Below are 19,448 nucleotides of genomic sequence, written 5' to 3' on the forward strand. Positions count from 1 at the left end.
ACGAATTGTTCGCTGAGTTTGCCGTTCATGACCTCGGTGCAGGCTTGCCCGATGGCGGCGGCACGCCCGGCGTCGAGCAGTCCGAGCTCGTGGTTGGTGCGGGCGGCGGCGAGTTTCACGGCGGCCAGGCCGCGGACCAGGTGCATGTTCGAGGACAATGGCTGGCCGGTGATGGGGAAGTTCTCCACGGCCCGGAGGGTGTGGACGCCCCAGTAGGCGCCGGCGGGAACATCCCGGTCGCCCAGGAGGTCGTGTTCGGAGCGGAATTCTGCGCGTTCGTCGAGCGAGGTCATGGCGGTCCCTTACAGGTCTTTGGGGGCGTGGGAGATCTTGGGGTCAGCGAGGAAATCGGTGGCCTGCAGCAGCCCGACGGGCCGGCCGCCGCCCAGCACAGGGGTAGCGGCGAGGCGCGCCAAGGGGGAGGTGTCGACGTCGAGCGCGGCCAGGACCCGGACGGTGACGGGCATCCGGGCGCGGTCTCCGCCGTCGGAAACCTTCACGGCGAGGGCGCGGCCGTCCGGGAGGCCCACCAGCTGGACGCCCTCGAAGCCGTCCTTGGCGAGCAGGCCGGGGACCAGACGCATCAGCGCGGTGACGTCCCGGTCCTCGCCCGCAACCATCTCGGGGTGGCGGCGCATGGCGCGGCCGACGGCGGCTTCCGCTTCGGCGGCTTCCGCTTCGCCGGATCCGGTCGCGGCAGCCGCGGCCAGGCGGCCAAAGGCGCGGGCCATGCCGCGCAGCGTGAGCGCGAAGAGCGGGGTGCCGCAGCCGTCAGTGGTGGTGCGCTGGGGGTCTTCACCGGTGAGGTCCGCCACGGTCTGGGCCACCAGCTGCTGCAGCGGGTGCGCCGGGTCCAGATAGCCCTGGACCGGCCAGCCGTTGATGACGCAGGTGGCCGCCATGGCGGCATGCTTTCCGGAACAGTTCTGCGTCAGTTGGGTGGCCCGGCCGCCGCCGCCGAGCCAGTCTTCGCGTTCGCGGGCGCCGTAGGGGAGATCGGTGCTGTTCTCGAGGTCCGCTGGCGTCAGGCCGTGCAGCTCCAGGATGCGCCGGGCGCCGTCACGGTGGCTGGCTGCGCCGGAATGGCTGGCGGCGGCGAGGGCGAGCAGTTCGTCCGGGAGGTCCAGCCCGGCGCGGACCATGGCGACGGCCTGCAGGGGCTTCAGGGCGGACCGCGGGTAGAACGGGGCGAGGGGCTCCCCGGCAGTGAGTAGGATCTGGCCGTCCGCTGCGGTGGCGATGACCGAGCCGTAGTGGACACTCTCGACCAGCCCGTCCCGGGTCTGGACCGCAAGCGGGACGTGCTGCGGCAGCCACTCCGGGGCGAGCGGGGTCGGGGTGTTGTCGAGGGCAGGGGAAGTCATTGCGTCCTTTGGCGGTGGCGGTTGATGCGGTTGTGGTGGCTGGTCACTGTGTTGGTGCTGGTTTTGCCGGTGCTGACCAGATTGCTTCCGGCATTGCTGACGGAACCAGGCACCAGGCGCCTGACGTCAGGCGTTGAGGATCGAGTCGAGGGCAATGCCAACGGCGTGCAGATGCTGGCTCATGGCGATGCGCGCCGTCGCCGCGTCGCCGGCTTCGATCGCGGCCAGGATGCGCCGGTGCTCCTCGTCGGACGCGTGCTGGCGGTCCGCCACCATGTTCAGGGTCTCGGACTGGTGGGCGAGGGCGTCCCGGATGTCCGCGACGACGTTCTCGAAGACCTTGTTGCGGCTGGCCCGCGCGATCAACGCGTGGAAGCTGGAGTCCAGGCCCACCCAGACTTCGGGGTCGTCCTCGCCGCTCATCGCGGCGACGATGTCGCGCAGCGTTGCCAGCTCCTCGGCCGAACGGCGTTCTGCAGCCAGTCCGGCGGCGGGAACCTCGATATGGGGACGCGCCTCCGTGAGGTCGCGGGCCGAGTATTGGCCCAGGACCAGGTCCTTTGCCACGCGGTTGGCGACGACGAACGTGCCCCGCCCGGTCTTGGTGACCGTCAAGCCCAGGGCGGTGCAGGAGCGCAGGGCCTCCCGGATCACGGAGCGGCTCACGCCGTACTGCTGGGCAAGAGTGGCCTCGGAGCTCAGCTTGGCGCCGATGCCGAGCCTGCCGGATTCGATCTCGGTGCGGAGGACGTTGAAAACGGCTTCGGCGGCACTGAGGCGAGCCAATGGCTGTCCTGCTGTCCGGCTGTCTGACAGGTTCACGCTTTAAAATATGGCAGGGATCACACCGGGGTGTCAAGTATGACGGCGGCCCCGGGGGTCCGGGGCCGCCGTCGCCGCTCGGGCCGGAGTTCCGGCGGCGGCCTACTTGCCTGGGTTTGTGTCCGGGCTGCTGGCCGGGACTACTGGACCTTGGACGGGCGGGTGCGGACCAGCGCGGTGACGCCCGCGGCCAGTCCGATCAGCCCTGCGGCCAGCCCGATCCAGCCGGCGGCGGATCCGCCGTCACTGGACATGCCCGCTGCCGCTGCCGGGGGCGCCGAGGGTGCGGTCGTCGTGGCTGCGGCGGGGACGGCTGCGCCGTGGGCGTCGGCGTCCTTGGCCGTGGTCACGAAGGAGGGTGCCGGGTGCCCGGGTTCGGCCTGGCCCTCGACCGTCTTCTCGTCCCACTTGACGACGGTTCCATCGGTGTACGTCTGGGCCGTCGGCAGCGTCACTGTGGTTCCCGCGTCCGGCAGGACGCCGACGGACAGTGAGAAGGCCTGGTACTCGTCCGGTCCGATCTGGTGGGCCTCGTCCGCGGTCCAGACCACGGAACTTGGGGCCTTAGTGACCGTGGCGCCGGCGATCGTGATCGGCTTCGGCAGGTCGCTTGTGGTGATGACGGCCTTCCAGCCCTCGACAGGCTTCACCGACACCGAAGTAAACGGGGTGTCCGTGGGCAGCGTGACTTCGATTTTGCTGGTCTTGGCCGACTCGGACTCGCTGGGGACATTGAACGTCAGGTGGCTGTAGCCGCCCGCGGCCGGATCATCGGTGTCGACGTGGACGTGGGCGGAGGCGGCTGCTGCGCCGGCGGCGAGCAGGCCCGCGGTCATCGTGGCGGCAGCGGCGGTTTTGAGGGTACGGCGAAGGGAGGATTTCATGGCAAGGGTGCCTTTCACTAACGGATATCAGGTGGGGAGCCGTCCGGTGCGTTGTCCTTCCGGCGGTAGCAGTGGGGTGGCCGCCTGCTGTCCCCGTCCGTATGTGAAAGGGATTGATGTCAGGCGGCGGGCGACAGCTCCGGAGGTCCGCGCCTGGTCGGCAGGCGGAGGCCAGCCCGGGCTTTGGGGAGGACCAGGTTGACCGCGCGGGGGCGGGGGACGTGCACGGGCGCGGCGGCGGAGGGCTGGGGCAGCTGCACGAGCGGGCGCAGCCAGGAAGCAAGTCCGGACAGGGCACGCTCGCTGTGGGCGAGCAACAGTGCCGTCCCGAGCGTCGCCACCGCGTGTGCGGCGAACATGACACCGCCCATGTCGGCCGCCGAAACCGCCATGGAAGGGTCGGACATCGCCGGGGCAATGGCAGCCGCCGAATGGCCCGGATGGCCCGGATGACCCGCAGCCATCCGGGCCTGGAGGGCCGCGGGCGCCCCTGAGGACAAGGTGCCGAAGGACCAGTGCAGCCACAGCTGCCCTGCGCCAAGCAGGCCGGCCAGGGCCGGAAAGGACAGGCGGACGCGGGTCAGTACGGCCACGGGGACCATCGCCACGGCACACAACGCCGTCACGATCGCCGGCTCGGGCAGCCGTCCGCCGCCGGCCAGGTGGCCACCGGCTGCCAGCGCCACGATGATGGATCCGATCAGGCCGGTGCGGAACAGCCGGAAGGAAGCGCGCGTCATCGTGTGCAGTCCTTTCCGGATTCCGTGGGGTCTGGTTGTCGCTTAAGTCCCTTAAATCCTACGGGCCATTGCGAACCGTCACGCCCGCGCGCGGCTGAACCGCCCAATCTGTGGAGGCAGGGCTGCGCCAGCCGTGCAGTGATGGCGGGTGCCTTCGGTCGCCGGCAGTTGCCCCTGCCGGCCCAGTGCGCCGGTACGTACGTGCCGTTATAGCCCTGTGCAGGCATCTTGGCCCGTCCTATACTGGAAATGCCTGCAAAGCGGCACGTTCGTACCGCCATGGTTCGATCCCGCAGGGTTCGATCTCACAGGTTGGTACGCACACAGGTTCGATCCCGCAGGTTCGTACGCACGAACGCCGGACCCTCGGACGTATCTTGATCAACGGGAGGTGGCCATGGGGAACGCATTTCCGGGCGAACTCGCTGCCGAGGCCCGGGCCCGGCGCGGGTCGCTCCGCCTGAGCCAGCGTGAGCTGGCCGAACTGGCCGGAGTCTCAGAGCGCTTCGTCCGGTTCGTCGAACAGGGAAAACGCACGGTGCAGCTGGACTCCCTGCTGGCGCTCCTGGACACGCTGGGGCTGGAACTCCGGGTCCAGACCCGGACCAGCGCCGCAGCCCGTGCCCTCGCAGGCCCGGTGGCCGGCCTGCGGGCCGACGGTGAACTGCGGGACGGGCCGGAAGCCCGGCCATGAGGCACCGGATCGCGGATATCTACAAGGCCGGCGTGCTGGCGGCCCGGCTGGAGCGGCACGACGGCGGCACCAGGTTCAGCTACCTGCCGGCCTATCTGGCGTCCGGGGGCCCCGCCGTCGCGAGCTCCCTGCCGCTAACGCCGGAACCTGTACTGTCCGCGGCGGGGGCAGCCCCGCCGTATTTCACCGGGCTTCTGCCGGAGGGCCGGCGGCTGAATGCGTTGCGCCGTTCCATCAAGACCAGCGTGGATGATGAGCTGTCCTTGCTCATCGCGGCCGGTGCCAACCCGGTGGGTGACGTGCAGATCGTCGGCCACGGCGAGAAGCTGGACCCGGACGAGCACGCCGTCGAGCTTGACCCCGCAACGCCCGTGGATTTCGAGGCCCTGCTGGGCGACTCCGGGCTGATCGACCCGGTGGCCCTGGCGGGGGTGCAGGACAAGCTGTCCGCTGGAATGATCTCCATGCCGGTGGCCAGCGCCGGCCGGCGCTACATCCTCAAACTCAACGCGCCCGAGTTCCCGCACGTCGTCGAAAACGAGTACGCGATGTTCCGGTACGCGGCGCGGCTGCGGATCCCTCTGAGCCGGGTCCAGCTGATCCGCGACGTCGCCGGTCGGCCCGGGTTGCTCGTGGAACGCTTCGACCGGGTGCCTGTAGCCAGTGGCACTGTATCCGGTGGGCCTGTCGCCGGCGTGTCGGGGCCCAAGGCGGCGGCCAGGTCGCCGCGGGCCGTGCAGCGGCTCGCCGTCGAGGACGGTGCGCAGGTCCTGGGCCTCTACCCTGCGGACAAGTACAACGTGGGATACGGGCAGGTGTGCCATGCGCTTGCGGCGTATTGCGCCGCTCCGCTGCCCGCGGTGCGGAATTTGGCCCTCCAGGCGGCATTTGCGTGGCTGACGGGCAATGGCGACCTGCACGCGAAGAACGTTTCCATGGTGCAGCAGCCGGCCGGAGAGTGGTCCATCGCGCCGGTATACGACATCCCGTCCACGGTCGTCTACGGGGACAAGACACTCGCCCTGACCCTGGACGGCAAGCGCACAGGGATTTCCCGGAAGCACTTCCTGGGCTGGGCCGCGGGGATGGGGCTGACTGAACGTGCCGCCGTCCAGGTGCTGGAACTGGCGCTGAAGGCCTCTGAACCGCTGCTGGCGGATCTTCAGGCGGGCACGGCGTTCCGCTCCATGACCGACGACGGCGCCTCGCCGTTTTCAGCAATGGTCACCCGCGACTGGGTCAAGGAACTCAAACACCGCCGCAGGCTGCTGGCCGGGTGATGCCGCCGACGCCGGCTCGGCTTGCGCCGGATGCCGTTGCCGGACGGCGTTGCGTGGAGCCTCAGAGGTGCTGGATGCCCGCCCGCTGCATGGCGTCTTTGTAGACCTCGACGTTCTTGGCGAGGAGCTCTTCCTGCTTGGCCGGAGATACCGCGAAGGCGCGGCCGCCAAGTGCGGTGGCCTTGTAGATCTTGACACCATGATTCTTCAGCGAGGAATGGTAGGTCTTCTCGAAAAGCGTCAGGAAGGAGTGGGCGTCCGCGCCGTGCGCAATAACGGCCGAGACGCGCTTGTTGATCTTGAGGAACTGGCGGAAGGGCCGGAGGCCGTCCGTCTTCTCCTGGACGTTCAGGGCCGAGGATGCCTCCGGATCGCGGATCCACGGGTAGGCGTTCCACGGCATCACATAGCGGGGGTCCAGCTCTGCGGCCTCGTAGATGGAGGTGGCGCGGCGGGCGGCTTCATCGTCGTTGAAGTGCGAGACAAAGCCCGATTCGGTGCCCTTGCCCGGGCTGATATGCAGGCTGACGATCCGGCATTCGTCCTCGTCGTGGATGGGGTCGATGTACGGGACCACGGATCCAGGCTTCTTTTCCATGAGTTCGTCGCACAGCTGCGTCACCGCGGCGATGTTCGGCTCCTGCAGCAGGGTCTTCTTTTCGTCCCAGTCAATCGTCACGATTTCTCCCTCAGCACTTGGCGTCCAGAATCAGGCGGCTTCCTCCACTCTACGCTTTCGCGGCAGGGGGTGTTTCGGCCGGGACCTATTCGGCCGGGGCTACGCGGAGGTTTTTTATGAGTCAACGCGCCCTCTGGTGACGGCCGTGAGGCGGGCGTAGGCTTAAAGCGCCTGCAGGTAACCATCTGATGACTCCGGGTTGTTCGGGACACGGAAGTGTCCGAGCCGTCTCTTAGCGAGATCGCGAAGGTACCTGCAGGCCTGACGTCCGCCGCCGCCCAGGTGGTCGGGCGCTTTTCTTTGCCGCTGACATGCTGGATGCGATGAAGCGTGGCGAGCCGAGGGCAAGAGCCGCGAATCGAGTGCTTCGAATAGCGGCCCGTCGCCCGGCAACTGTGCCCCGAGGCCGAGCCAATGTTAGTTCGGGCCCGCACGGCAGCCAACGAACTGGTCCCTATGCCGCAGCCCCAAATGCCGCAGCCCCAACTTTGGACTTTCCACGTCTGAGCGTTTTGGCTTGGTGCCGGAGCTGGCGCCGATGGCGGGAGCCTGGCTGGGACCTCGGCTGGTCTGTGGCCGATGGCCGAAGCGGCGTGCCCGGCAGGGGTGGCGCCGTGGAGTGGTAGGTGTGGCCGGTGGGGGTGGTGAGTTCGAGCGTGTGGCGGGGACCGGGTGCGGGGCGGCCTTTCCAACCGGGGGTTTCTTTGGTGTGGTTGCAGGCTTCGCAGAGGCCGGCGGCGTTGGTGCTGGTTGTTTCTCCGCCGGTGTGCCAGGGAATGATGTGGTCCAGGTGGCGGATCGGGGCGTCGCAGTAGGGAGTTCGGCAGGTGTCGTCTCTGGTTTGGATGAAGCGGCGGTGCCCGGGCGGGAAGAGCCGGGCCCGGGAGTCCATCCCCACGAGCTCGCCGGTGCCGGGGTGGGTGTAGAGCCGCCGGAGCCAGAGGGTGAACGCGGGGTCATCGCCGCTCCCGGCGGTGCCGGCCGGTCCAGGGCGACCACCGGACCGGCCGTCACCGTTTCTGTCCGTGTTCGGGGCCGCGGCGCCGGGTCCCCGGGTACTGCCGCCCTCGCCGCTCTTTGGGCCATTTGTGCCGCTGATAAGGGTGCGGGCCCAGCCGGCGGGGACGGTGCCGTAGCCGGGGAGCCGGGCGGGTTCGGCGTCTCCCTGGAGGAGGGTGCGGTCGGTGATGACGAGCTGGATTTCGACGCCGGTGATCCCGCCGGGGGTGCCGGTGGTGCGTTCGACCAGGGCATCGGCCATGAGCTGCCCGCGGCCCCTCGGGTCCCCGGCGGCATGGAGGGTGTCGGCGTGCCCGTTCAGCGCCTTGTAGACGGCGACGCCGGCGGTCACGGGCAGCAGGGCGGTCAGGTGGCACATGGTGTCCGGGGCCGGGCGGAGGCTGACGTGCCGCTCGGTGGCGGCGTGCGCGGCGCGTTCGGTGACGGAGCGGGGGTCACGCCGGTACGCGGCGGCCCGGGCCGCGGCGACCAGGGACCGGTCACCGGCCCCGGCGAACGTCCCGGCGTCGGCGGCGAGTTCGGCGTCGACGGCGGCCCGGTCCGCGGCGGTCAGGCAGGCGGTTTCGCGTACGAGCAGGGTGGCGCGCCATTCGTTCAGCTGCCCGGTTTCCAGGGCGGTGAGGGTGTGCGGCATCTCGGTGATCAGGGCTTTGGCCAGGCCCAGGAGCCGGCCGCCCCTGGCGGGGGATTCGTGCCGGGCCAGGGCGATCTGCGCGCCGATCCCGGCGCCAAGCCTCTCGGCCGGCACGCCGAGCCGGGCTTGTTCGCGGCGCTGGAGCAAGTCGAAGGCCACGGCGTGCCGGGCCTGCCGGGCTGCCATGGCGGACTTCAGGTCCTCCAGGTCCCGGATCTCGTCGATCAGTGCGGCAGCGCTGTCCGGGGCCGGGAGGAAGGCCAGGATCCGGGCCAGTTCAGCGACGGTCCCCGCAGTTGCCGGTGCCGGGTCTGCCGGAATCGTCTCGGGCCCCTGATTGCCGTCCATGAGTTAAGTGTCCCTGCGGGCTATGACATTTATGGCCCTCCGGAGCCGTTCCACCGCTTCGGAAGCCATCGGCGACCTTCCAGATCCCAACGTCACTCCCGAAACGCTGCCCAGGAAAACGTCGAGCTGAAGACGCGTCCGCAACGCGTCGAGCGCAGAGTGAAACTCGTCAAGCCGTCGGTATTGCTCGATCATCCCGGCGCAATCTTCGGCCTGACGCAGGTCCCGGAGTACGCGGGAGCAGAATGCGAGCAAATCCTGGACGCCGCCGTCACTGCTCCCGGCGCGGCCGAGGCCGTAGTCGCCGTCTCCCGCCGGAACCACTTCGGGCCCCTGATTGCCGTCCATGAATCCAGTCTCCTCCGGGGATCGGACATTAATAGGGCAACCAGAAGGAGGCCGCGAGGTTAGCGGGATTGGTGGGATTCGTTGGCGGTTGTGGAGGTGCGGCCCCGAGATCCCGGCGTCCGAGGACCCACACCCGAGCGCACCGCCCCTGTCTCAAAAACGGGCACGGGTCCATCATGGGAGAGGGCGTTAGCTCTGCGCCCCAGGCGGAACCGGGCGGAGGATTGTCCATGAACCAGAGGGAATCTATCGCGACGAGTATCAGCTCGCTGCCTTCGGACCGCCGCTCGTTACTTAAAGCCGTCGGCGTCGGCGCCGCGGGTATAGCGGGCATGCCGCTGCTGGCCGCCTGCACGGCCCAAAGTGCCCCCGCCGGTACCGGAAGCAGTGCCTCCGGCGGCTCCGGTGCGCCGTCGGCGTCTCTGCTTCCGGCGCCGGAACCGCAGGTCAAACCGCTCCTGGACCAACAGAAGGTCAACGCCGCCTTGGCAAAGCTGGACGGGATGGTCCAGGGCGTGATGGAGAGTACCGGTGTTCCCGGAGTCGCCGTGGCCGTGGTCTACCAAGACCAAATGGTGTACGCCAAGGGCTTCGGCGTGCGGGAATCGGGCCGGCCCGAGACAGTGGACGCGGATACCGTTTTTCAATTGGCCTCGGTGTCCAAACCCTTGGCCTCCACGGTGGCGGCCGTGGCCGTGGGCCGCAAGGCCATCTCCTGGACGGAACCGGTGATCAACCACACCCCCGGCTTCGCCCTGAAAGACCCCTACGTCACGCGGAACGCCACGGCGGCCGACCTGTTGTCACATCAAGGCGGCCTCAGTACGGGGGCGGGCGATCTGTTGGAAGACCTCGGATTCGACCAGTCCTATATTCTCAGCCACCTCAACCAGCAGCCGCTGGACTCCTTCCGGTCGAGCTACAACTACAGCAACTTTGGCTACACGGCTGGTGCACAGGCCGTCGCCGATGCCATGAACAAGCCCTGGGCAGACCTCGCCGAAGAGGTCTTGTTCAAGCCCCTGGGCATGTCATCCACGAGCTATCGCCACGCGGACTACCAAAAGGCGACGAACAAGGCACTGATCCACGTCCCAGCCGGTAACAAGACCTGGGTGGCCAAATACACCCGGGATGCCGACGCCGAAGCACCCGCCGGCGGGGCCTGTTCCTCCGTGCGCGACCTGGCGCGCTGGATCCGCCTGCAGCTCGCCAACGGCAGCTTTGAGGGAAGCAAGGTCATCGATCCGGACGCGCTTGGTGTCACGCATGTCCCGCACGCCGTCTCGGGCCCACCGGCGACGCCGGGCGCCCGCACCCGCTTCTACGGCTTGGGCTGGAACGTCTCCTACGACGACCACGCCCGGCTCATGCTCGGGCACTCGGGGGCCTTCAACCTTGGTGCCGCGACCGCCGTCTCACTGCTCCCCGGCGAGCAGCTGGGCATTGTGGCCCTGACCAATGGCCGGCCGCAGGGCATCCCCGAAGCGATCTGCGCCGCATTCCTGGACACGGCCCAGAACGGCGCCCCGACAGTGGACTGGATCGGATTCACCTCGGGCGTCTTCCAGAAGATCGATGAGTCGGAGAAGCCAAAAGTTGACTATTCCAAGGCACCGGCCCAGGCCAAACCGGCGCAGGGCAACAATTTCTACATCGGCAGTTACGCGAACTCCTACTACGGCCCGCTCACCGTCGCGGTGGAGAACGGCGTGCTGACCCTTGAGCTGGGCCCGGCCGGCAGGACCACCAAGTTCCCGCTCACTCATTTTGACGGCGACACCTTCAGCTTTGAATCAATCGGCGAGAACGCCAACGGTCTTGCCGGGGCAATCTTCGCCCCCGGCGCGGACGCAGCCCCCGGCGCGGACGCCGCAGCCGGAGGCGGCACGGCTTCGAGCGTCAGGCTTGATTTCTACGATCAGACCGGGCTGGGCACCTTCACCCGCGGCTGAGCCCGGACTTCAGTGAGTGAGCTTCTTCCGTAAGCTTCAAAGGAACGCCACGAGCCCCGATCCAAGGAACCCATGCCCATCAACACACAGTCGCTGAAACAGGACGGCTTCACCGGTTTCCGGCCGCTCCAGGACCTTGACATCAACCGGATCCCGCAGAAGCCCGGGATCTTCGCGGTACTGCGGCCCGAGGGCTTCAGGCCCCAGTTCCTGGCCAGGAGCACCGCCGGCATCTTCAAGAAGAAGAACCCCACCCTCAAGACGGACGCTCTCGACGCCGAATGGGTGGACGGCGCCGATGTCCTCTTCGTGGGCAAAGCCGGCCCCGGAAGCAAGGGCAACCGCGGACTGCGCCGGCAAATCCAGGAATTCGTCGACTTCGGCGAAGGCAAGCCGCCGGGCCACTGGGACGGGCGGCTCATCTGGCAGCTCGCCGTGCCCGGGGCCCTGATCATCGCGTGGAAAGAGTTGCCCGTTGAGCAACTCAACGCGGCCGAAGCCCGGTACCATGCCGCGTTCATCGAAGAATACGGCCGCCTGCCGTACGCCAACTTAGTCCAGGCGCGCGTCAAAGGTGCTTAGCCGCCGTACGTGAACCGTCCCGCCACTAACGTGGCGGCCACCGGTATGGCCGCAAACTCCGCATCCGACACGGTCAGGGGGTCGGCGTCGAGCACTGCAATATCGGCGGGGTCCCCGACCCGGAGACGGCCGCGACCGCGGGTCGAGGCCGTGAGGGCCTCCTGCCGCGTGAGGGCCTGCTCGGCATGCCACGGCCCGCGGCCATCCAGCCGGGCCCGCGCCGTGGCAGCGGACATGGCAATCCACGGATCCAGCGGGGCCACCGGAGCGTCCGAGCCCAAGGCGAGAGTCGCCCCGGCGGTCAGCAATGAACGAAGCGGGAAGGACCGGTCCGTGCGCCCCGGCCAGTTCGCCTCGGCGGCGTCCCGGTCATCGAGGGCATGCGCAGGCTGAACGCTCGCGGTCACGCCCAACCGGCCGAAGCGGGCGAAATCCTCGCTCCGGACAAACTGGGCATGCTCCACCCGTCCGGCGAGGCCCGCCGCCTCAAACGCATCCAAGGCGACTTGGTTGGCCGCGTCGCCGATTGCGTGGACCGCCGGCACAAAACCCGCCTGCCGGGCCCGGACCAACAGGGCGAGCAGCTCCGCCTCGCTCACGGTCAGCAGCCCGTGGCCGCCGTTCGGATACGGGTCCACGCAATACGCTGTGCGGGTATTGAGCGAGCCGTCGATCAGCACTTTCAGGGGGCCCACGCTGAGCAGCCCGCCACTGCCGGCCACCGCCAAACCTGTCCGCAGCCCCTCTGCCACGGCCCGGTCCAGGTCCTGCGGATAGACGCCCGCTTCAACCCGCAGGGCAGCGAAGCCGCCGGAGATCCTCCGCAGCCAGGCGTCGCGGTTCCACGTCATCTCGAAGTCCACAATCCCGACCACGCCCCGCGCGGCCGCAGCCTGACCTGCCTGCCGCACCCACGGGTCCACCACCGCGTCCGGCAGCTGGCCAAGCTCCCGGGTCAGGGCGAACGCCGGTTCTTCCCGGAGCAGGCCGCCCGCATCCACCGGCATTCCGTACTGTTGGGCCGCTGCGGAGTTGAGCCAGACACAGTGGAGGTCGTGGCTGATCAGGGCCGTAGGCCGGCCGCGCGTCACGCCGTCCAGGAGGTCCAGACTGGGCAGGTCATGCCAGATGGCATCGCGGAAACCGACGCCCACCAGCGTCTGGACGGGACCCGGAGCTCCGGCGCCGCTTCCGGTCCCGGTGCTAGTGTCCCCGGCGATATGGGCCCCGACGACGGCGGCCGCCTCGCGCGCCGAGCCGGCACTGGAGAGGTCAAGCCGGTTGGAGGCCAGCGCCCACTGCGTCATATGAACGTGCTCATCCCACAGCCCAGGAATGACGTAGCGGCCCTCCAGATCCACCACCCGGGTTGCAGCGGGGAGCGCACCCGAGCCCGGGCGCGACGGGATGATCGCTGACACGGCCCCGGCGCGAACATGAACGTCGAAGCATATTTCCTCCCCGGGGTGCCGCACGGAGACCAGCACGAGGTCCGGGGGTCGGCAGGGATCGAGCGGAACAGGCATAGGAACAGGCTAGGCGGGCGACGCCGCAGGACCCAACAGGCGCACACGGGACTTTCGCCCCTTACCTCTGCCACTAGCGCCCCCCAAGCTGAATGTGTGGGGAGGTTGCTGCACGGCCAGTTGGGGGACGTGTCGAGCGAAGAACCACTTCACGTAAATACGGCACGGGTCTCACCGCGAATTGGGGAAGGAAATGGCGTTTGCACTTTCCGGCTTCAGCAGGAAAAGGCAGGAGACCACGGCCACATGAGTATCCATCACCATTCGGGGGACCCTAAACTCAAGGTGCTCATCCGCCTGAACGCCGACGCCGAAACAGCTCGGATCGACGTGCATGGTGTGGTGACCGTGGCCAACGTGCGGGCACTGTACGTCGTTTGCCGCCGCGTCACAAGCAAGCTTCCCGGATTCGAACTCGTGCTAGACCTCGCCCATGCCCGGGTGTCGGCCGCCGCGATCGAGGAACTCCGTGAGCGTGCCCGCGCCTCGTTGCTGTATTCGGGAATCGATGGCACGGAGACTCCGTGCCGTCTGCGCCTCGTGGACCCGCTGGTCATCCTCAAAACCAAGGAGCACGTATGAAAGCCCTCGTCTATGGCGGTCCCGGGGAGAAATCGTGGACCGAGGTCCCCGATCCCACAATCCAGAATCCCAGCGATGTGATCGTCAAAGTGGACACCACCACCATCTGTGGGACCGATCTGCACATCCTCAAAGGCGACGTCCCCGCGGTGGCCAAGGGCCGCATCCTGGGCCACGAAGGGGTCGGCACCATCACGGAGATCGGCGCCTCCGTGACCAGCCTCAAGGTCGGGGACCGCGTCATCATTTCGTGCATCAAGTCCTGCGGGCACTGCGCCAACTGCAAGACAGGCCTGTACTCCCATTGTCTGGGGGAGGAAGGAACCTCCGGCATCGGCTGGGTTTTCGGACATCTGATCGACGGCACGCAGGCCGAGTTCGTCCGCGTCCCCTATGCAGAGAACTCCCTGCACCTCCTGCCTGAGGGAGTCAGCGACCAGCAGGCCGTCATGCTCTCCGACATCCTCCCCACCGGCTTTGAGATCGGCGTGCAGTACGGCCGGGTCAAGCCCGGCGACACGGTCGCCGTCATCGGCGCGGGCCCCGTGGGACTTGCCGCGATCTCCACCGCCGGCCTCTACGGCGCCGCCACGATCATCGCCGTCGACCTCGACGCGAACCGGCTCGAGAAATCCCGCGAATTCGGAGCCACCGACGTGGTCCTCTCATCCGATGCCGACTGGAAGGAGCAGCTCATGCTCCTGACCGACGGGCAGGGTGTGGACGTGGCGATCGAGGCCGTGGGCGTCCCGGCGACCTTCACGATGTGCACCGACATCGTGCGTCCCGGCGGCACCGTGGCCAACGTGGGCGTGCACGGCAAAGCCGTGGAACTGCACGTCGAAGACCTCTGGATCCGGAACATCAACATCAGCATGGGCCTGGTGAATACCAACACCACCCCCATGCTGCTCAAGCTCGTGGCACAGCAAAAGATCCCCGCGGACAGTTTCGCCACCCACCACTTCACCTTTGACGAGTTCATGGAGGCGTACGACACTTTCGCCCGCGCCGCGGAGACGAAGGCCCTCAAAGTCGTGATCACGGCATGAACGCGCTCGTTGTCCTCCACGCCGGCAGTGCCGGCGCGATCGACGAAGCCAAGCCGTTCGTGATCCCGCTCGGGCGGTAGCGGCCCGGGCCGCCAGCTTCCGGAAGCCACGTCCGGCCGGGCGTGGCAAACGGACCATCTGAAAGGACGGCGGCCATGAAGGCAGGCCGGATTGTCATGCTGGTGATCGGCTCGCTGTGCGCGCTGGTCGGTTTGGGACTGTTGGCGGGCGCCGGCTTTGCGGGCTGGGTCAACTACCAACAACGTGACGGCAGGTACTTCATCACGCCGTCAGCGCCTTTCTCAGGCAATTCCTACGCGCTGACGACCCCCCGGCTGGACCTCATGACCGGCGGCGGCGTGGACGACGGCGTTCCGGTGGACATTGCGGGCAGCGTGCTGCTCCGCGGTTCCTCCACCGACCCCGGCAAGGAAATCTTCATCGGAATTGCCCCGCGGGCCGACGTCGCGACGTACCTGGCCGGTGTCCGGCGCACCGAAATCGTCGACGTCAGGTTCAACCCCTTCCGCGCGCGGTACCGCGAAGTGGCCGGCTCCCAGGTCCCGTCCAATCCGGCGCAGCAGACCTTCTGGGCCGCGACTGCCACAGGCCCGGGGGAACAGGAACTGACCTGGGACCTCCGCTCCGGATCCTGGGCAGTGGTGGTCATGAATGCCGACGGGACGTCTCCGGTGAGCGTGAATCTGCAGGCAGGGGCACGCACAGACCTGCTCCTGCCGGTGTTCATCGGGCTGCTGATCGGCGGACTTGTGATGCTGCTGATCGGCGTGCCGCTGATAGTGCTGGGCGCCGTTGGACTCGGCCGCGGCGGCCTGGGCCAAGGCGGGACGGGCAGCGGTGTCCCTCCCGGGCACTTGCCGGCCCAGCCCGGCCAGCCGTATCCCGCGGGTCCCTACCCGCCCAGGGCCACCCCCGGCCAGCAGAACAGTGCGGCCCCGCCGGGTGCCGTGGCAGCCTACGCTGCCACGCCGGGGACTCCGTATCCGGTGGCACCGGGTGCTACGACCCCATATGTGTACCCCGCCCGCCTCCACGGCTACCTCGACCCGAACCTGTCACGGTGGATGTGGCTCGTGAAGTGGTTCCTGGCCATCCCGCACTTCATCGTCCTGTTTATCCTCTGGTTCGCCTTCGGAGTGGTCACGATCGTGGCGTGGTTCGCGATCCTGTTCACGGCGCGCTACCCGCGCTCGCTGTTCAATTTCAGTGTCGGTGTGATCCGCTGGAACTGGCGTGTGGCCTTCTACGCCTTCAGCGCTATCGGCACGGATGTCTATCCCCCCTTCACCCTGGCCCGCACCGATTACCCGGCGGACTTCGACGTCGACTATCCCGAACGGCTGTCCCGCGGCCTGGTGCTGGTGAAATCGTGGCTGCTGGCCATTCCACATCTGCTGCTTATCAGCCTGCTGACGGGGACCGCGAGGACGTGGGAGTACCGGGACGGCGAGTGGGTACAGCAAGGTGTGGGCATCTCCCTCCTGGGGCTGCTGGTCCTCATCGCCGGCGTGATCCTGTTGTTCACGGGCCAATACCGGCGGGGGCTCTTCGACCTCCTGCTTGGCCTGAACCGCTGGATCTACCGCGTTATCGCCTACGTTGCCCTCATGCGGGACGAATATCCGCCGTTCCACCTTGATATGGGTCCGGTCGATCCGGGCGAGCTGCCGGTGCCTGCATACGCCGGACCCGCGCTCGGAACCGGAGGACCCGCCCCCGGACCCGCGGTCGGACCCGGACCCTCCGCCGGACCAGGACCCGGGCCCGCGCCCGGACCCGCAGGACCAGCCACTGGACCCGGAGGGCTGCCCAGAAGCTAATGCCGCGCTGCGCCCGGTCCTCTTGCCACCCGCCCTCCGCAAGAACATAGTTGAGGGAATTCACGTACTCCGCGGCACTAGGCAGGCGACCATGGTGAACATCGGGATTCCGGAAAACGGCGTGCTTCACGGCAAGACCGCCCTGATCTATGGCGGCGGCGGGGCGGTCGGCGGGGCGGTGGCAAGGGCTTTCGCGGCCGACGGCGCCACAGTGCACATTGCCGGAAGGACGGAATCGCGGCTGGAAAAAGTAGCCAATGACATTCGCGAGGCGGGCGGCACAGCCGAAACCGCCGTCGTCGACGCCCTGGACGAAGAGCAGGTGGATGCCTTCGTAAGCCGGGTGGCGAAGAAGAGCAAGAGGATCGACATCTCCTTCAACGTGATCTCATTCGGCGACATCCAGCAGCCACTCATGGAGATCGATGTGGATGACTTCACCCAGCCCATCACCCTGGCCGCGCGGACGCACTTCCTGACCACCCGCGCGGCCGCCGCCTACATGGTCAAGCAACGCTCCGGCGTCGTGCTCATGTTCGGCGGCTCGGGCCCGCAGACGATCCCCGGCCTGGGCGGCTTCAAGGTGGCGCTCGACGCGATGGAAGGACTGCGCCGGCAATGGGCCCTGGAACTGGGAAAACACGGCATCAGGGTGGTCACCATGGTCACCGGCGGCATTATCGAAACCATCCCGTGGCAGGCCGAGGGCCGCGAAGAGATCGTAGTGGAGATTGCCAGGGCAGCGCATTTGAACCGGACGGCCACGCTGACGGACGTCGGTAACGTGGCCTCCTTCATCGTCTCGGACAAGGCGGCGGCCATCACGGACGCGACCGTCAACATCTCCGCCGGCGCGATCGTGGACTACTGACGCCTTCAATCCGTCGTCCGCCTCGGCGGACAGGGTTAAGGTGCTCACCGGCTACGAGGGATGCTGAGGCCTGCCCCGGGCCGCCCGGTCAGGCACGGGCCCGGCGTCTTCCAAGAAATGGTATCTATCATGAGCCCGTGCCGCCCCTTGATGTAGTCCTCACCGCCTGGCAGATCGACTGGGCCGCCGCCGCCCTGATCGGCGGCTCGGCGTTGCTTTATGCGCTGGGCCTGAGGGCCGCGGCGGCGCGCGGGCACCGCCATCCCGGGTGGCGGACGCTGGCGTTCTATGTTCTGGGCCTTGGGTCCCTGACAGTGCTGACGTGCGGGTTCCCTGGCGTCTACAGCGCGCAGCTCCGGTGGGCCTTCACGCTCAAGATTTCCCTGTTGCTCTTCGTGGTGCCGCTGCTGATCGGCCTGGGAAAACCCATCTCCCTCGCCCGTGCGGCCCTGCCGCCGCGCGGCGTCGGCCGGCTGAACAGGGCGCTCGCGCACACCGCGGTGCGGTTTGCCGGCAACTCCATGGCCGCCCCGCTCCTGGGCCTTGCCCTCTTCGCCACCTTCCTGACTCCGGCGTTCTACACCCTCCGCACAGCCGCTTGGGCCGAGGCGCTCCTGACGGTCGGGGTCCCGCTGCTTGGCATGATGATGGCCCTGCCGATCATCGAGGACGCGGACTTCCGCCGCTCCAGCGCGTTCTTCATCATGGAGTTCGTGTTTGTTTTCATCGAGCTGCTGGTCGATGCCGTGCCCGGGATCCTGCTGCGCCTCAACGGCCAGGTGCTGGATCACGTCGCAACGACGCCGTCTGCGATGGGCTGGTTCCCCAACGCCCTGCGTGACCAGCAGCTGGCGGGGGACGTCCTGTGGTTCATCTGCGAAATTGTCGACTTGCCCCTGATCATCCTGATGTTCATCCGCTTCTCCCGCAGCGACAAACGCGAGGCCCGCGGCTTTGACGAGCTCACGGATTCCCAGCTCGATGAACTGAATGCGGAGCACCTGCGGCGCGGCCGCTAAGTCCCCGCGCCCCGGATGGGGGCGCTATGCCACGCTGACCTTGATCCGCTGCACCACGTTGTTGCCCATGCCCTGGTAGTTCCATTCCGGTTCCAGCGGCTGGATCGCGCCGCTGGCATCCGTGGCACGGCAGGAGAGCTCGTGTTCGCCCGGATCGGCCACCCACGGCATCGACCACGCACACCACGCGAACGGCGCTGCCGGGTGCTCCAGATGGGCCGCTGCCCACTTTCCGTCGATTCCGACGTCGACGCGCTGCACGGCGCCTTGCCCGGACCAGGCCCGGCCGGTGAGCATCACCGGTCCCGGGGGCAGGATCCGGCTCCGGGTGAAGAAATCCGGGACCCCCGGGGGCATCATGAGCGAGCGGACCTTGATCCAGGTGACCGGGGTTCCGTGATCCTCGGCGTCATGCTGGTAGCGGTACGCCACTGCCTGCTGGAAACCGTCATAAGGCTTGGTCAGAACCTTGATCGAGGTCAGCCACTTCACGCTCGCCATGCCGTACCAGCCGGGCACCACAAGCCGGAGCGGATAGCCGTGCTGAGGCGGCAGGTCTGCGCCGTTCATCCGGTAGGCGAGCACGACGTCGGGGCGCAAGGCCTCCTCGATCGGCAGGCTGCGCGCGTACTGCTGGGCGACGCCGCCCTGGCTGCCGGCGTCGGCCCCGGTGAAGAGCACCTCCACGGCGTCGTCCTCCACTCCGGCCCGCGTCAGCAGGTAGGCGAGCGGGACACCGGTCCACACGGCGGTCCCCACGCCCTCGAGTACCCACGGCTGGCTCAGTGGGCGGGGCCGCAGGAGGGACCGGCCGTTGCCGGCGCACTCCAGGGTGACCGGGAGGGTGATGCTCGGTGCCCGGAGCAAGGCCCGCAGGCTCAGTTCGAAGGACCGCTGCACGGCGCCGCCGATCCACAGATGCCAGTGCTCGGCGTCGATGAACGGGATGTCGAAGTGCGTGAGCACGTAGTGCAGTCCGGGCGGTGTGGTGTCGCTCCGCAGGGCCTCGAGCGGCATGGAATGGTTCCGCACGGCGAGCTGGAGTTCCTCCGCCGTCAGCGGGCCGTGGCTCGGTTCGCCGGGATGCGCCCGGGGTTGTCCGGCCTGCCGGCGCGGACTCTTCAGGACAGAAGAGTGTCTGGACATTTGCTTTGGCATGGCATGCCGCGATTCTTTCCGGACCGGCCCGGTCCCGGTCCTGTGAAGG

General features: G+C 68.0%; 19 protein-coding genes. 9 read left to right on the forward strand and 10 right to left on the reverse strand.

The window, feature by feature from the left end:
- From AC1DFR_RS20450 to AC1DFR_RS20470, 5 genes are all read right to left on the reverse strand, one after another.
- Positions 1-293, reverse strand: a 293-nt coding sequence (locus AC1DFR_RS20450) for a lyase family protein (RefSeq protein WP_476874331.1), incomplete at its 3' end; no start/stop codon positions are given.
- Between the two features lie 9 nt (positions 294-302).
- Positions 303-1,364, reverse strand: a complete 1,062-nt coding sequence (locus tag AC1DFR_RS20455) for an asparaginase (protein ID WP_476860451.1) — start codon at positions 1,362-1,364, stop codon at positions 303-305.
- 126 nt (positions 1,365-1,490) lie between these two features.
- Complete coding sequence (locus AC1DFR_RS20460; RefSeq protein WP_476851857.1) at positions 1,491-2,186, reverse strand: FadR/GntR family transcriptional regulator; 696 nt, start codon at positions 2,184-2,186, stop codon at positions 1,491-1,493.
- A gap of 140 nt (positions 2,187-2,326) precedes the next feature.
- Positions 2,327-3,070, reverse strand: a complete 744-nt coding sequence (locus AC1DFR_RS20465; RefSeq protein WP_476872305.1) for a YcnI family copper-binding membrane protein — start codon at positions 3,068-3,070, stop codon at positions 2,327-2,329.
- Between the two features lie 119 nt (positions 3,071-3,189).
- Positions 3,190-3,810 (reverse strand): hypothetical protein, encoded by a 621-nt coding sequence (locus AC1DFR_RS20470; RefSeq protein ID WP_476872306.1) that lies wholly within the window; start codon positions 3,808-3,810, stop codon positions 3,190-3,192.
- A 397-nt stretch (positions 3,811-4,207) separates the two neighbouring features.
- On the opposite strand from AC1DFR_RS20470, the gene AC1DFR_RS20475 reads away from it, so the two are divergent.
- On the forward strand, positions 4,208-4,504 hold the full coding sequence (locus AC1DFR_RS20475) for a type II toxin-antitoxin system Y4mF family antitoxin (protein WP_223914978.1): 297 nt from the start codon (positions 4,208-4,210) through the stop codon (positions 4,502-4,504).
- Positions 4,501-5,784, forward strand: coding sequence for a type II toxin-antitoxin system HipA family toxin (locus tag AC1DFR_RS20480; protein ID WP_476872307.1), 1,284 nt, complete (start codon positions 4,501-4,503; stop codon positions 5,782-5,784). The genes AC1DFR_RS20475 and AC1DFR_RS20480 overlap by 4 nt, the downstream gene beginning before the upstream one ends.
- Before the next feature lie 61 nt (positions 5,785-5,845).
- Here AC1DFR_RS20480 and AC1DFR_RS20485 read toward each other — a convergent pair whose 3' ends face one another.
- From AC1DFR_RS20485 to AC1DFR_RS20495, 3 genes are all read right to left on the reverse strand, one after another.
- Positions 5,846-6,463, reverse strand: coding sequence for a uracil-DNA glycosylase family protein (locus AC1DFR_RS20485; RefSeq protein ID WP_028276890.1), 618 nt, complete (start codon positions 6,461-6,463; stop codon positions 5,846-5,848).
- Positions 6,464-6,917: 454 nt separating this feature from the next.
- On the reverse strand, positions 6,918-8,465 hold the full coding sequence (locus AC1DFR_RS20490) for an HNH endonuclease (RefSeq protein WP_476874332.1): 1,548 nt from the start codon (positions 8,463-8,465) through the stop codon (positions 6,918-6,920).
- Positions 8,466-8,468: 3 nt separating this feature from the next.
- Positions 8,469-8,813, reverse strand: a complete 345-nt coding sequence (locus AC1DFR_RS20495; RefSeq protein ID WP_230007308.1) for a hypothetical protein — start codon at positions 8,811-8,813, stop codon at positions 8,469-8,471.
- 230 nt (positions 8,814-9,043) lie between these two features.
- Here AC1DFR_RS20495 and AC1DFR_RS20500 point away from each other — a divergent pair, with 230 nt between their 5' ends.
- A complete protein-coding gene (locus AC1DFR_RS20500) occupies positions 9,044-10,768 on the forward strand; it encodes a serine hydrolase (RefSeq protein WP_476874333.1) in 1,725 nt (574 codons plus the stop codon).
- Positions 10,769-10,840: 72 nt separating this feature from the next.
- Positions 10,841-11,350 carry a hypothetical protein gene (locus tag AC1DFR_RS20505; protein ID WP_223914992.1) on the forward strand — a complete coding sequence of 170 codons (510 nt, stop codon included), beginning with the start codon at positions 10,841-10,843 and terminating at the stop codon, positions 11,348-11,350.
- Here AC1DFR_RS20505 and AC1DFR_RS20510 read toward each other — a convergent pair.
- A complete protein-coding gene (locus AC1DFR_RS20510) occupies positions 11,347-12,876 on the reverse strand; it encodes an amidohydrolase (protein WP_476874334.1) in 1,530 nt (509 codons plus the stop codon). The two genes, AC1DFR_RS20505 and AC1DFR_RS20510, sit on opposite strands and share 4 nt — an antisense overlap.
- A gap of 246 nt (positions 12,877-13,122) precedes the next feature.
- Here AC1DFR_RS20510 and AC1DFR_RS20515 point away from each other — a divergent pair, with 246 nt between their 5' ends.
- The 5 genes from AC1DFR_RS20515 (at position 13,123) to AC1DFR_RS20535 (ending at position 18,241) form a co-directional block, all read left to right on the forward strand.
- Positions 13,123-13,458, forward strand: coding sequence for a hypothetical protein (locus tag AC1DFR_RS20515; protein WP_028276886.1), 336 nt, complete (start codon positions 13,123-13,125; stop codon positions 13,456-13,458).
- The gene (locus AC1DFR_RS20520; RefSeq protein ID WP_018776072.1) at positions 13,455-14,510 is read left to right on the forward strand and encodes a zinc-dependent alcohol dehydrogenase family protein; all 1,056 of its coding nucleotides are present in this window, start codon (positions 13,455-13,457) and stop codon (positions 14,508-14,510) included. The genes AC1DFR_RS20515 and AC1DFR_RS20520 overlap by 4 nt, the downstream gene beginning before the upstream one ends.
- A gap of 155 nt (positions 14,511-14,665) precedes the next feature.
- Positions 14,666-16,351 (forward strand): DUF4389 domain-containing protein, encoded by a 1,686-nt coding sequence (locus AC1DFR_RS20525; protein WP_476874335.1) that lies wholly within the window; start codon positions 14,666-14,668, stop codon positions 16,349-16,351.
- A 91-nt stretch (positions 16,352-16,442) separates the two neighbouring features.
- Positions 16,443-17,222 carry an SDR family NAD(P)-dependent oxidoreductase gene (locus AC1DFR_RS20530; protein ID WP_223915002.1) on the forward strand — a complete coding sequence of 260 codons (780 nt, stop codon included), beginning with the start codon at positions 16,443-16,445 and terminating at the stop codon, positions 17,220-17,222.
- Between the two features lie 137 nt (positions 17,223-17,359).
- Positions 17,360-18,241: a cytochrome c oxidase assembly protein gene (locus AC1DFR_RS20535; RefSeq protein WP_476874336.1), complete on the forward strand. Its 882-nt coding sequence runs from the start codon at positions 17,360-17,362 to the stop codon at positions 18,239-18,241.
- A 24-nt stretch (positions 18,242-18,265) separates the two neighbouring features.
- On the opposite strand, the gene AC1DFR_RS20540 is transcribed toward AC1DFR_RS20535, so the two are convergent.
- Entirely contained in the window at positions 18,266-19,399 is a 1,134-nt protein-coding gene (locus AC1DFR_RS20540; protein ID WP_476874337.1) for a sulfite oxidase, read from the reverse strand.
- Between the last annotated feature and the right edge of the window lie 49 nt (positions 19,400-19,448).

The organism is Arthrobacter sp. 05T410, assembly GCF_056396505.1.